The following is a 13103-nucleotide window of genomic DNA, read 5'->3' on the forward strand; positions in this document are numbered from 1 at the left end:
AGGAAGGAATAAGGAAAAGGAATGAGTTTCCTCCACCTTTTCTCCCTTTCTCCTATTCTCCCTTTCTCCTTTTCTTTTTACCGACATGAATTTTGATAATATAAAACTCGGAGTTGCTCCTATTATCTGGACCAACGATGACATGCCTGAACTGGGCGGTGAAAATACGTTCGAGCAATGCGTAAGTGAAATGGCGCTAGCCGGATTTACAGGTTGTGAAGTAGGAAATAAATTTCCACGTGATGTAAATATTCTTAAAAAAGCCTTAGATCTCAGAGGATTACAGATTTGTAATCAATGGAACAGCTATGAACTGACTACCAAAAGTTTTGCCGAAAACAGAGAGAATTTTACCAGACTTCTTGATTTTCTGGAAAACATGGGTGCCAAAGTCATCGGTGGCGGTGAAACCGGAAACAGCTGTCAGGGCCAAATGACTGTTCCCGTTTTGGAAGGAAAAGGCATGCTGAATACGCGTGAAGAATGGAACAGTTTTACTTTCGGCCTGAATGAACTGGGTAAAATAGCGCATGACCGTGGTCTGAAACTAGCATTTCATCACCATATGGGCACGTGTATCCAGACCATGGAAGAAACGGACAGACTGCTTCATAAAACGGATCCGGAGTATGTTTTTCTGAATTATGATTGTGGTCACTTTTACTTCGCAGGTGAAGATCCGGTTGCCGCACTGCAAAAATATATAGGCCGGACCGCTCACATCCACTTGAAGGATGTGCGTCAAAACATATTGCAAAGTGTACACGATGACCGTTTGAGTTTTCTGACCGCAGTAAAAAAGGGTGTTTTCACAGTGCCCGGCGATCCGGAAGGATGCATTGATTTTCCTGCTCTTTTTTCCATCATTAAAAGCAGCGATTATCATGGCTGGATTGTACTGGAAGCTGAACAAGACCCGTCCAAAGCAAATCCGCTGGAATATGCCATGATTGCAAGGAAATACTTCAGAGATCTTACCGGCATTTAATTTATATATACAGGCTAAAAGCCTTCTTCTGCATCGCTTCATTTTCAATTTGCTATAAACAGAAGGCTCCTCCGGAGCCGAATAGCCAGGCCCGGAGGGCCTTCCTGTTTGTAGCAAACGAATTTAATTGTATGTTTTTCAACTCCGGAGGAGTGGCCTTGGTGCTAGAACCAGGCGGCTCCTCCGGAGCCTTCTTCTGCATCGCTTCATTCGCATTTGCTATAAACAGAAGGCTCCTCCGGAGCCAAATTGCAGGCCCGGAGGGCCTTCCTGTTTGTAGCAAACGAATTTAATTGTATATTTTTGAACTCCGGAGGAGTGGCCTTGGCGCAAGAACCAGGCGGCTCCTCCGGAGCTTTCTTCTGCACCGCTTTATTTTCTTTGCTATAAACAGAAGGCTCCTCCGAAGCCGAATAGCCAAGCCCGGAGGGCCTTCCTGTTTGTAGCAAACGAATTTAATTGTATGTTTTCCCAACTCCGGAGGAGTGGCCTTGGTGCTAGAATCAGGTGACTCCTGCGGAGATTTCTTTAAATATTCTGCGCCACACTTTTCTTTTGACATACGTAATAACAATCGGCTTCGTTAATTTACCCAAGCCTGAAATCGCCTATGAACCATCAGTTACTTAAATTTAAATACTGATTCAATATGTACCATTTTAGAAAACTTAATACATACATTTTCCTTGCCTTTGTGGCACTTCTTGCCAGTTGCAAAAACAAAGATGTCGAGCCTGTTGTAGAAACCGCAACAGATACCACTACCCTTTTCGGCAATAAGGATGTCAATAGCTGGCTTTACGAGATCATGAACGACGCTTACTTCTGGTATAAAGAAATGCCTGCCGAATCCAGCCTCGACAAAAGCATGGATCCTGATGATTTTTTTGAAAAACTGGTTTATCAAAGACAAACAGTTGACAGGTTCTCCGGCGTGACAGACAATATTGATGTTTTGCAAAATGAATTTAACGGGATCAGCAAGATTTTCGGGATCAGCTATTCGCTTTCCTACATCGATGACAGCAAGTCCAATATTGCCGCATTCCTTAATTATGTCGTAAAAGGAAGCCCAGCAGCTGCAGCAGGATTGAAAAGAGGCGATATGATCCTGAAAGTAAATGGAACTCAGCTGACCTCCGACAATTATGGTGCACTTCTCGGAAGCAATGAAACCGTGACATTGACCCTTGGAACACTTACAGGGACAACCATAACTGCTTCAAATACAACGCTAACTATTACAAAAGCAGAAGTGAATGAAGACCCGGTTGCATTTTCAGGCGTAATTTCAAAACCGGCTTACGGAAAAACAATTGGATATCTGGTTTATACGCAATTTGTGCCGGGTACAACCGCGGATAAGGAAAAATATGACAACGAACTTCGTCAGGTTTTTGCCGATTTCAAAAGCAAGGGTGTTAATGAACTGGTTCTGGATCTGAGGCTGAATTCCGGCGGATACATCAGTTCGGCGGAAACACTGGCATCGCTGATCGGTAAAAATGTTTCAAGCACAAAAATATTCTATACCGAGCAGTGGAATGACAAATACAACGCATACTGGAACAAGACCAACGGTGCAAATGCATTGAAATATAATTTTCAGAATGAGCCCAACAATATCGGCAGCAATCTGAGCCGTGTATTTGTGCTGACGTCCAATGCTACTGCTTCTGCCAGTGAGCTGGTTATTAATGGCTTGAAACCTTATATGGATGTCATCACAATTGGTGAGCATACGGCAGGGAAAAACCTCTTCGGCTCGTTGATTAACGATGATCAGGAACGCTGGAAATGGGGTGCTTACATCATGCTCGGACAAACCGCCAATGCAAACGGCGAATCGGATTACGGCACTGTAAACGGAATGACGCCGACTTACCTTGTAGAAGATTCAGCCGTTCCGTATAAAGCGTTCGGGGATGAAAATGAAACCTTGTTCCGCAAAGCGCTGGATGTCATGGGAATTCCTTCTGATATAAATGCCAGAACAAGCGCGGCCAAAAAAGTCATTTCCATTCAGAAACAACTTCGGGACAACCTGAAAGTCAGTCCGGCGCTGATGCTGAAAAAAGGTTTGATGAAACCCGCAGAGCTGTAAGCTGCATTTTCTGGATTATACACAAAACAGACATGGATATCCCATGTCTGTTTTGTGTTTTACAGCGTTTAGTAAAAAATGAGAACAAAAAATCATTTTAACCGGAATTGCCGTAATTTTATTTAACAACTTTGCCTGATTTAATGAATTGGTGTGGCCCAGTGTTGGGTTCCAGGCACCTTTACTCACGTTTGATTTTACTTCTGAATTCGGTTACTATATGCATATAAAACTACTTTTTATTTGCTGTTTTTCTCTTTTCATCCATGCTGTTGCAGCACAGAAAATCAGCCATACATATCGTTTTTATGATAATCTGGAAGTTGCCGAACCGGAATGCGGACCGGATCTTCAACCCGCACAGGCACTTGGCTTCTGTAATGCCGGTTCCTCTCCGGGCGGCTTTATAAAAGACGGACTTCCCTGCGGCGTACAAAGAAGTGTTTATCATAATGCGCTTAACTGGGGCCTCTCCTATCCGAATACCGAAGGGGCAATTACGGATAATTACACCATTCAGATGTATGTCAAAGTGACGGATTGGGGTAAAACCTGGACCCGCATTATTGATTTCTCCAACGGCGTAGATGATGTCGGAATTTACTTTAAAGACATCGATGGATCGAATGACCGCTGTATGGATTTTTACCCAACCGGAATTGCCGGTAATTGCCCGTTTTTCAACAATGACGAGTATTACCTTTTAACATTTACCCGGAACGGACAGTCAAAAATTATGGAAGTTTATGTCAATAATATTTTGTTTGTCACATTTAATGATGTCGACAGATTGTACGTTGGAAAAGCGGGAACGCCGATCTATATTTTCAGGGATGACGAATTCGTAACATGCGAGTCGGGCGAAGCCAACTTTGCATACATAAATTTCAGTAATGAAATTTCCTCGCAAGCGGATGTAAACAAAGTATATTCAGAGTTATGCTTCGTAGCAAATATCAATCCTTATGCTGATTTTTCAATTTCGCCCAATCCAAGCTGCGGCATTCCGCAAAATATCGACATCAAATATACAGGCAATATTCCCGCTCCCGGCACCGGCTATACTTTTGCCTGGGACTGGGACGGCGGCAAAGTCGTTTCCGGCTCGGGAATGGGTCCTTATGTTGTGACCTGGGATAATGGCGGAACCAAAAATATAACCCTCACGGTTACGAACTCCGCCTGCGGAAATGTTTTGGTAAACCGTAAACAAGCCATTATCAGCGACCTGAATATGACTACTTCACTGCTGGCCGGCAGTTGTGACGACAATACGGAAGCAACTTTGACGGTCAGTGCAGCAGCCGGTCTTGCTCCGTACCAGTACTCCATTGACTCAATTAACTATCAGGCAGACAATACTTTTAAACTGACGCCTGCTGTTTACAAGGTTTTTGTCAAAGACGCCAACAATTGTACGGTTCAGAAGGAAGTCAAGGTTGAATTTGAAAATGACCTCACTGTTTCCACGATTTCCGATGCTTCCATTTGTGTTGGTCAAACTGTAAACCTGACCACAAACAGCAATGCTCAGCAATTCTCATGGTCGCCGCAAACTGGTCTGGATAATCCGAATTCCAAAGATCCTGTTGCCAGCCCGAATGTCACTACACAATATATTGTAACGGCCGGTCAGGGTAATTGTACGCAGCAGGATACAGTGACGATTACGGTTGTTACGGCGATGGAACTGGCTGTAACGCCGGATACGACCGTCAGCTACAATGTTCCGTTTCAGCTTGCGGTGTCTTCACCGCAGATCCCGAATGCTGCTGACGGAACTTATTTATGGTCGCCTCCCGAAGGTCTGAACAACCCGGCAAGCCCGAACCCGATTGCTACTTTGCAGGAAGATCAGACCTACACGGTCAATGTAACGACTGCATCCGGATGCACAGGTTCAGCCAGCGTTAACCTGCATGTCACCAGAACCGGAAACATCAGTATGCCGACGGCATTTACTCCTGACGGAGACGGTAAAAACGAAGTACTCACGCCTGTGGTTTTCAGCATTGCGTCCCTTTCCTATTTCAAGGTTTACAACCGCTGGGGAGAAGTTGTATTTTATACGAATCAGCTGGGTCAGGGCTGGGACGGAAGTTTCAAAGGATCAAAGCCAATCGGCGGATATTATGTTTGGGAAATTGAAGGCACTGCGGAAGACGGCAAAAAAATCCGTAAAAAAGGCTCTGTTCTACTGATTAGATAATAACAAAAAAGCCTTCGCTGGCGAAGGCTTTTTTGTTCAGGATGATGCTTTCCGGCTCTTTGTTTCAAGTATTGGAACAATCAGCTGATCCAGCTGAATTCGTATTGCAGTTCGGGAACGCGCGTACGGTCAGCGATTCTTTTCAGACGTGCAGGCAACGCCATCAAATAATCTCTTGCTTTTTCAGCTTTTTCATTAACGTTTCTTACCGCCCCGATTTCCCATTCAACAAGTAAGGATTCCAGAATCTCGATGTAATCGTTGGTTGTATAAACGCCCAGTCTTTGAGCCGCATCCGAAAAATGAGAAAAAGTGTCTCCCATCTTGACACCGGATTCCCGCAGGAAATGAGCCGGCATAACAATTTTTTTCCGCATCATATCTTCCAGCGCAATCAGCAGCTCCGAAGGATCCACTTCAAGAATCCGGCTTACAAATGCCTTATACGCCTTTGCGTGGCGCATTTCATCCGAAGCAATGACCCCGCAGATTTTGGATAAGTGCGGATTCCCGTACTTTTTGGCCAGCGTGGCCGTACGCCGGTGAGAAACATTGGTTGCCAGTTCCTGAAACGATGTATAAATAAAATTCCTGTAAGGATCACGGTCTGTTCCGATGTCAAAGCCGTCCGCTATCAGAAATTGCGTTGACACTTCCATGGCGCGCATGTTTACACGTCCGGACAAGTACAGGTATTTATTCAGCAAATCGCCATGACGGTTTTCCTCGGCCGTCCAGCTTCGCACCCACTGCGACCATCCCGAAGGATTATCCACCTGATCTACACCGATGACATCCATGAGCCAGGATTCGTAAGTAGGAAGTGCTTCTTCTGTAATGGTATCACCGATCAATACGGCTATGTAATCATATGGCAGATCACGGCAGCTTTCCTGCAGTAATTTGACCTCTGTAAAAAAATTATCTTTGGAAGAATCAGGTAAAAAATCAGTAGGCTGCCAGTTTTCTTCAATTGGCTTAAGGTATTCTGCCATCAGCATATCCAGATCTTTTCCTACATGTTGCATGACTTCAAGTCTCTCTGCTGAAAGTGCGGTGTCCATTTTTTTTGAGGTTTAAACGCTTGATGTATTTTTGCAAAGTACGTGAAATAAAAATAAGTATTGAACGATCAATAACTTTTTACTTCAACACAAATTAGGATAAACAAAGCAGTTTTGAACTATTTTTGCAGAAAAAATCGGAATGAAAAAAATCCTTGATTACCCTCTCAGTATTATTTACCTTATTCATTTTGGATTAACCCTGCTGGTCTTTCACGTTATACAGGTTATCGCTTACAATGTTTTCGGCAAGAAAGTACACAAGGTTGCTGTTGACATTCTCAACTTCTTTCTCACATTCGGAATTTACCTGACCGGCGCACGGATTTCACTCGTTAACCGCACTGCAATTCCGGATAACCGGACGATTATTTTCGTTGCCAATCACCAGAGCACATTCGATATCCCGGCGTTAATCTGGCTTCTGAGGAAATATCATCCCCGTTTTGTTTCCAAAATAGAACTCTCAAAAGGCGTTCCAAGCATTTCCTATAACCTTCGCAAAAGCGGCGCCGCACTCATCAACCGCAAAGACAGCAAACAGGCTGTGATGGAAATTTCCCGGCTGGGCAAACTGATCTTCGAGGAAAAATCCTCAGCCATTATTTTTCCGGAAGGCACGCGTACGGCCAGCGGCATCATGAAACCGTTCATTGCCGGCGGCGTGGCAACCTTGCTCAAACGTGCTCCGGATGCGCTCATTGTTCCCGTAGCCATTGCCGGAACCGGCGCATTCAACCCGAAAGGAATATTTCCGCTGAAATCATTTTCCGATCTTTCCTGGACCGTGCTGCCGGGCATCGAACCCGCCGGCAGAAAAGTAGAAGACATACTTCAGGAAGCACAGGAAGCTATACGGACATCAATCAGCGCTGCACGCATTTAAGTTTTTTTTCTTAACAATCATTAACAACCTGCTTTTAAACCTGATTGCATCGCAGCACTCTAACCCATGAACTTTAAATTTATTAGTCATGAAAAAGATATTTGTTGCCGCAATGCTCGCTTTAAGTTTCACAGGTGCTTTCGCCCAGTATCCGCATAATGACCGTTACGATAACCGTGATTACGACAATCGCGAGTACAATAACCGCGATCGCTACAACGATAATTACCGCCATGGCCGGTCTTCGGATATAAGCTATCTTCAGAGAGAAGCACGTCAGGAAATTTCCAAAGGCATTCAGCGCGGAACACTTGATTCCCGTGAAGCCAGTGCACTCATGAACCGGTATGAAAGAATTGAGGCTATGGAGAGAAAGTTCAGCCACCGCGGCCGCCTGTCTAACCGGGAAACCAGAATGCTGCGTGAAGATCTGGAAAGGCTGATGGCAGATACACGCAGAATGAGCAGCCGGAGAGGCGATCACTGGGCACGCGACCGCAGATACAGATATTAAAAGCAGTTGAAGGTTTAGGGTAATGCAAAAAGCATCCGGTCACTGGCCGGATGCTTTTTTTATCATTCATCCCTGAAATACCGCACAAGCTTTACATGCGACTTTTCAAACCCTTCACGCTGGTAAAAACGATGCGCATTTTCACGCGTGCTGCGCGATGTCACTTCCATCTGGATCGCACCCTGGCTTTTTGCAAATGCAGTTACATGCTCCATCAGCGCTTTTCCGATTTTGGCCGAACGATAATCCGGCGCTATATACATTTCCTGAATTTCAGAAACCAGTGCGGCATGATGCAGCAAAGGCTGAATATGGCAGCTCACTATGCCGACCGGATTTCCGTTCAGCTCGGCAATAAAGTAATGAATGTTGTCACTTTTCAGATTTGCCCGGAATACCTTGTTGTATGCCGTACGGTCCATTTCCCTATTTTCAAGACCGCAGATCATTTGATAAATCGTTTCCTCATCTTCACCGGCCGCGACTCTGATTTTTAAAGTTTCCAAGTTCATCTGATTACAATTTCTGTAAGGCTGCGGAGTCGTGTATAAAAATACCTTTTTCAGGTTTCATCGCCAGTGACACCATCGCGCGGGCCACTTTTGACGATTCTATGGCTTTGTACTTTTTCAGAGAGCCGTTCATAAACGGGGCAAATAATTTTGAAAACACCTCGCCTATTTTCTCACCCATCCGGCTTTCTGCTCTGTTGCCCAGCAGCAACGAAGGCTGAAGTATATGTAAGGCATCAAATTTCATTGCATACAACCTTTCCTGCACTTCACCCTTGATGCGGTTATAAAAAAACACCGATTTGGTATCTGCTCCCATTGCCGTCACAATCAGGTATTTCTCAGCACCGTTGATCTTTGCAAATTCTGCGATCCTGACAGGATAATCCAGATCGACTTTTTTAAATGCTTCCTGCGAACCCGCCTTTTTAATAGTGGTTCCAAGACAGCAGAATATATCATCGGCCCGGATCAGTGTTCTATCCAGATTGTCAAAGTCTGTTATGATCTTTGTAAGTCTGGGATGCTTTAAGTCCAGCGGACTCCTGGTCAGTACTTTTACTTCCGAAAAATTAGGGGATTCAAGCAAATTCCAAAGTACTTGCTTTCCGACAAGACCGGTTGCGCCGGCCAATAATGCAGTTCTTGAAATTTCTTCTGGCATAAATTCAGTAAGGTTACACCAAAAGGTACGAATTATAAGCTACTTTTCAGGCCATAGGATCGTTTTTTTGCCCGAAGTATCGTTAATCAAAGCCTGGAACTCCTTCAATTCCTGTTCTGGAAATTTACTTATATCAACACGGGAGCCGTCACATTCATAATTGATACAGCCATAACAGGACATGTATAAAGTACTGTAATTCAAAATGGGCCGTCCTTTGAATTCCAGCAGCGTAACTGTCAACATATTGGCTTCTTTATCATCAATCGCTTTTTCTATCAGGTTTTTCAGCCATGGAAGATTTCGGATCGGATCATTTACACCGCATGCAGAAACGTTGGAAGAAACAGTATTATCCTTGCAGGATAACAGTGAACAAACGATCAGAACAGGAAGAACAAGTTTTTTCATAGCATTGTCATTCAGGATTTTTCAACAATAAAAAGACACTTGGACAATCCTGTAAGTTGGAATTTCCGGATTATTTCAACCAGAATTTTCAGAGAAATATCCAGGAACAACAAACATGCGGGAGAACGGAATCCAGAAACCAAGTGTGGAACAAACGAAACAGAACAACCTGACTGTTTTCACCCGTTCCGTCTTACTTTTCACTTTTTACCCTGCATAGCTTACGTATATAAGTCAGGAACAAAAATTGCTATGAATTCGAAAAGAACAAATATGATCATGGAAAATCAAGCGAATCCTGAAGACGTAGAAGGCGGCTCTCCGACGCATGGCGGCCCGAAAGGTAAAATCAAGCAGGAAGATGATAGTCAGAAACCATCCAAAAGCCTGAAAAAAGATGCAATCAAAGAATCTGAATCGGAGAATATGAACGATAAAAAAGGCTATAATGAAACGCCTCCGACTGTTCCGGTGGAATCAACCCACGAATAAAAAACCCTTGCATAACAAGGGTTTTTTACTTACAAATTTTTTATTTTGATTTGCTCATGATGGCTTCCAAAGCAGCTGCAAGGTAAACCATCGGCGCATTCCAGTTGATCGCAATTTCATTGGACGCATACGAACAGTCGTCATCTGTAAATGATTCGTCGGCAAACTTGCTCGTGTAGGTCGTGCATTTATCCTGCTGGCCGGGGTTTGGGCCTCCTGAAAGCAATCCGGGAACCGGTTCGTCAATTCCATCCGCAATAGAAGGCCTGTGATGCGGGTGCATAACTTGTTTCGTACCAAAACCGGTCAGAAAACTGTAACCCGTTGCATTTCTGCCCAACAGATAATCCAGATTTTCAAGTGCCGCATTCACGTATCTAGCGTCTTTTGTAAGCTTGTAGGCATACAGCAAGGCTATGCCCTGATTGGCCGCGACGGAGCTGCTTCCCCACGAATAATCCTTTTCCGATTTTCCCATAACCGTATGGTATGGCTGCTTTTGATATCCTTTGATCAGATCATCTGAAAAGGCAAGAACATTTTTTTTCAGATCAGCTGAACGTTTGCTTTCCATCTTCAACTCATCCGCAAAACGCAAAAGCGTGTAATATCCCAATGCTTTCACCTGGCTCCATGTCGGCAGCGGCATGGCACGTTCGGTTTCAAGAACAATGCCGTCCAGATATTCCGGCTTTTTGGTCAAGGCATACATTTCCGCAGCGGCCCAGATCCACTCGTCACTGACATTCTTATCTCCATACGCGCCGGTTACAATATCGGGATCAAACTGCTTGTTCAGTTCATTCTGATCATACATAACGGCGGGATTCTTCTTTGCCCATTGCCAGCCTTTTACCGCCGCAACAGAACAGGAATCCGCCAATCCCGGCAGCTGTGCATTAAAATTCTTTAAAATCCGGGCCGACTGCGCCATGACTGCTACAAAATCCAGTGTGGCCGCAGTGCCTTTCTGTACGACATATCTAGGATTTTTTGCAGCATCCGGCATAATCATTCCGTCAAACCGCGGGTTAGTCAGCTTGTGATAAACGCCTCCGTCTTCCGGGTCCTGCATCGTCAGCATCCAGCGAAGATTCCAGATTATTTCATCCAGCAAGTCGGGAACGGCATTGGTACTTTCGGGAATATTGGTGTTAAAATCTTCAAAATAAGCTGGAAAATCTTCGTACAACGACAATAAAGTACCCATGGTAATTCCGGAATTGACAATATATTTATTGTAATCGCCTGCATCGTACCAACCTCTCGGCGAACTGATTACTGCATTTTCGGGTCTGCCGGCAGAAGCTGCGGATGCATGAATCAGGATTTTGTCGTCAGGATGTCCGGCCGGGCGCGCCCATTTACCCGCATACTTTTCAGGAAGGTCAATGGAAACGCGCTGATAATAGAAGCCTTTCAATGAAGCTAGTGCCGCTTCCTTATGTACACGATCCTTGATTTCAAAGACGGGCGATTTGCTGTTTGCATTTACTTCAATGTAGTATTTCCCGGCTTTCCTGAAATCACTGAAATCAGCGGTCTGCGTTTTTTTTCCTGAATACGGATTGGTGACCGGTTCGCCAGACTTTCCTTTGAAAACCACTTTTCCCGATGAAGCTTCTTTTACACTGAAAGCGGCGTTTTTCTCACCGGGAATGATTGCCACTTTCCTGCCTCCCGGATAAAAGCCAATCTGATTTACCCGAATGCCGGAATCCGGAATTTGCGCAGAAAGCGCTGAAGCAAATGCAACAGAAACAAAAAACAGCGATTTGAAAAACTTGGAAACAGCAGGCATATTTAGGGATTTAAGCAACAGAATAAAAGTAAAGAGAAAATCACGGTTTGTTTTACTGAATTTATAATGATTTTCTCTTCTGCACACCTATTCATTTCAAGCAAGTTCCCGATCATGGAAAAGTAATCGTTTCATTTTCAATTGCTCATGGCTACTACAAAATTGCTGATCCTAACTCACCTTCCCGGGTCCTACTGAATCAAACACATGTACTTTCTCCCACAAATGCGCATAGTTTTTTACGAAATCAAGATGGATCGGATGTGTCTGGTAAATTTCTTCTTCGATGATGTTTTTGAAAAAACACATCCATGAAAATGTGTAATCCTTCACAATCACACTTCTGTTTGTATTCGCCGGCTTTCCGATATGCACGTATTGAATGGTTGGAACTTTGGCCAGCATATGCAATCCTTCCAGAAGCTTTGCTTCATCCTGCGCATTGTTCGGGTCTTTCAGATAAAAAAAGACGTGATGAATAAACAATTCCTTTTCTCTTTGAGGCTCTGCGGCAAGCGGACTGACGGATGCCAGCGTTGCCAGCCCTGCATTTTGCAAAAATCTACGTCTTGATTTATCTTCCATATTTTAATAAAATGCCGTTTATGTTAATTTCTGTTTCTAATTTTTTCAGTAAAAGTCAATTTGCCACCGCTTAGGTATCAAGAGTACAAATTCTCCCGACATTGTCAAAATTCATAGCTAGCTGCCGGTTTTTCAGCTTTCAACAAACAATCCATGCAAATCAAAAGCCAATCGCCAATAATCATCCACATAACAAGGAGTGACCAATTTGAAACAATCCATGACTTGCATATTTACAATCAAGGACCAATCATAACAACCCATGACTAATCCTGAAACCCGTCCGCTAACGCTAATATTGTTTTCCAGTTTCTTGTGGTTGCCGTTACTTTGAGTTTGCTTTCAAAAAAGTTATTATGCAATTTGGTTTTGCCGTAGCCCGACGGACAAAACAGGTAAATCACTTGATCCGCAAGTACCAATTCATCAGGCAGGTATTTGCCGGGATCCATTTTCTCCCACTTTTCAGGATCCGGTTTTTCCGACAGAAAAGTAACATGCAACTGCGAAACTTCTTCATTTCTGCCATGCAGAAAAGGATTGTTCTGCCGAATTTCCAGAAGTTCTGAACGCTTCATGACAAGAACCGGGACATTCATTTCCAGTTCATTACGGATCATATTCATTATTTTGCCGACCAGATCCTGGCAAGTCAAGGTTTGATGTGTAAAAACGACATTTCCGCTCTGCATATATGTCTTAACAGCTTCACAGCCTGCTGCTTCAAATAACGTTTGAAGTACCGGCATTTTAATCAGGTTGCTTCCACTGACATTGATGCCTCTCAATAGGGCAATATAAGTTGTTTTGTTCACGGGCTTATGTAAAAAAACAACGCCCCGAAAATGGAGGCGTTGCAGGTAATCAATGTAT

The 13103-nt window shown here is 43.9% G+C and carries 13 protein-coding genes; 6 read left to right on the forward strand and 7 right to left on the reverse strand.

What is annotated here, in order from left to right; translation table 11 throughout:
- Positions 1–85 precede the first annotated feature (85 nt).
- The 3 genes from iolE (at position 86) to FEM55_RS05020 (ending at position 5301) form a co-directional block, all read left to right on the forward strand.
- Entirely contained in the window at positions 86–988 is a 903-nt protein-coding gene (gene iolE / locus FEM55_RS05010; protein ID WP_138280187.1) for a myo-inosose-2 dehydratase, read from the forward strand.
- Between the two features lie 649 nt (positions 989–1637).
- A complete protein-coding gene (locus FEM55_RS05015) occupies positions 1638–3092 on the forward strand; it encodes a S41 family peptidase (protein WP_138280188.1) in 1455 nt (484 codons plus the stop codon).
- A gap of 220 nt (positions 3093–3312) precedes the next feature.
- Positions 3313–5301, forward strand: coding sequence for a T9SS type B sorting domain-containing protein (locus FEM55_RS05020; RefSeq protein ID WP_138280189.1), 1989 nt, complete (start codon positions 3313–3315; stop codon positions 5299–5301).
- Positions 5302–5381: 80 nt separating this feature from the next.
- On the opposite strand, the gene FEM55_RS05025 is transcribed toward FEM55_RS05020, so the two are convergent.
- Entirely contained in the window at positions 5382–6365 is a 984-nt protein-coding gene (locus tag FEM55_RS05025) for an acyl-ACP desaturase (protein WP_138280190.1), read from the reverse strand.
- A 142-nt stretch (positions 6366–6507) separates the two neighbouring features.
- Between FEM55_RS05025 and FEM55_RS05030 the strand changes: the two genes are divergently transcribed.
- The gene (locus FEM55_RS05030; RefSeq protein WP_138280191.1) at positions 6508–7251 is read left to right on the forward strand and encodes a lysophospholipid acyltransferase family protein; all 744 of its coding nucleotides are present in this window, start codon (positions 6508–6510) and stop codon (positions 7249–7251) included.
- 88 nt (positions 7252–7339) lie between these two features.
- Entirely contained in the window at positions 7340–7765 is a 426-nt protein-coding gene (locus tag FEM55_RS05035) for a hypothetical protein (protein ID WP_138280192.1), read from the forward strand.
- 62 nt (positions 7766–7827) lie between these two features.
- Here FEM55_RS05035 and FEM55_RS05040 read toward each other — a convergent pair whose 3' ends face one another.
- Genes FEM55_RS05040 through FEM55_RS05050 form a run of 3 tightly spaced genes read right to left on the reverse strand, consistent with a single transcriptional unit; the run spans position 7828 to position 9352 of the window.
- Positions 7828–8277, reverse strand: a complete 450-nt coding sequence (locus FEM55_RS05040; RefSeq protein WP_138280193.1) for a GNAT family N-acetyltransferase — start codon at positions 8275–8277, stop codon at positions 7828–7830.
- 4 nt (positions 8278–8281) lie between these two features.
- Positions 8282–8941, reverse strand: a complete 660-nt coding sequence (locus FEM55_RS05045; protein WP_138280194.1) for an oxidoreductase — start codon at positions 8939–8941, stop codon at positions 8282–8284.
- Positions 8942–8980: 39 nt separating this feature from the next.
- A complete protein-coding gene (locus FEM55_RS05050; RefSeq protein WP_138280195.1) occupies positions 8981–9352 on the reverse strand; it encodes a hypothetical protein in 372 nt (123 codons plus the stop codon).
- 279 nt (positions 9353–9631) lie between these two features.
- Between FEM55_RS05050 and FEM55_RS05055 the strand changes: the two genes are divergently transcribed.
- Positions 9632–9844, forward strand: coding sequence for a hypothetical protein (locus FEM55_RS05055; RefSeq protein WP_138280196.1), 213 nt, complete (start codon positions 9632–9634; stop codon positions 9842–9844).
- Positions 9845–9884: 40 nt separating this feature from the next.
- Here the strand turns inward: FEM55_RS05055 and FEM55_RS05060 are convergent, their stop codons facing one another.
- The 3 genes from FEM55_RS05060 to FEM55_RS05070 form a co-directional block, all read right to left on the reverse strand.
- A complete protein-coding gene (locus FEM55_RS05060; RefSeq protein WP_138280197.1) occupies positions 9885–11645 on the reverse strand; it encodes a glycoside hydrolase family 9 protein in 1761 nt (586 codons plus the stop codon).
- Positions 11646–11816: 171 nt separating this feature from the next.
- On the reverse strand, positions 11817–12230 hold the full coding sequence (locus tag FEM55_RS05065) for a Dabb family protein (protein ID WP_138280198.1): 414 nt from the start codon (positions 12228–12230) through the stop codon (positions 11817–11819).
- A 266-nt stretch (positions 12231–12496) separates the two neighbouring features.
- Complete coding sequence (locus tag FEM55_RS05070; RefSeq protein ID WP_171036471.1) at positions 12497–13045, reverse strand: DUF1697 domain-containing protein; 549 nt, start codon at positions 13043–13045, stop codon at positions 12497–12499.
- Positions 13046–13103 lie beyond the last annotated feature (58 nt).

Source organism: Dyadobacter sediminis (assembly GCF_005860765.1).
In the GTDB taxonomy this organism is placed as follows: domain Bacteria; phylum Bacteroidota; class Bacteroidia; order Cytophagales; family Spirosomataceae; genus Dyadobacter; species Dyadobacter sediminis.

Coding starts and splice junctions, on each gene's coding strand:
- FEM55_RS05050 (WP_138280195.1), bottom strand. CDS start 9,352: ATGAAAAAACTTGTTCTTCCTGTTCTGATCGTTTGTTCACTGTTATCC.
- FEM55_RS05020 (WP_138280189.1), top strand. CDS start 3,313: ATGCATATAAAACTACTTTTTATTTGCTGTTTTTCTCTTTTCATCCAT.
- FEM55_RS05065 (WP_138280198.1), bottom strand. CDS start 12,230: ATGGAAGATAAATCAAGACGTAGATTTTTGCAAAATGCAGGGCTGGCA.
- iolE (WP_138280187.1), top strand. CDS start 86: ATGAATTTTGATAATATAAAACTCGGAGTTGCTCCTATTATCTGGACC.
- FEM55_RS05035 (WP_138280192.1), top strand. CDS start 7,340: ATGAAAAAGATATTTGTTGCCGCAATGCTCGCTTTAAGTTTCACAGGT.
- FEM55_RS05015 (WP_138280188.1), top strand. CDS start 1,638: ATGTACCATTTTAGAAAACTTAATACATACATTTTCCTTGCCTTTGTG.
- FEM55_RS05045 (WP_138280194.1), bottom strand. CDS start 8,941: ATGCCAGAAGAAATTTCAAGAACTGCATTATTGGCCGGCGCAACCGGT.
- FEM55_RS05055 (WP_138280196.1), top strand. CDS start 9,632: ATGGAAAATCAAGCGAATCCTGAAGACGTAGAAGGCGGCTCTCCGACG.
- FEM55_RS05040 (WP_138280193.1), bottom strand. CDS start 8,277: ATGAACTTGGAAACTTTAAAAATCAGAGTCGCGGCCGGTGAAGATGAG.
- FEM55_RS05025 (WP_138280190.1), bottom strand. CDS start 6,365: ATGGACACCGCACTTTCAGCAGAGAGACTTGAAGTCATGCAACATGTA.
- FEM55_RS05060 (WP_138280197.1), bottom strand. CDS start 11,645: ATGCCTGCTGTTTCCAAGTTTTTCAAATCGCTGTTTTTTGTTTCTGTT.
- FEM55_RS05030 (WP_138280191.1), top strand. CDS start 6,508: ATGAAAAAAATCCTTGATTACCCTCTCAGTATTATTTACCTTATTCAT.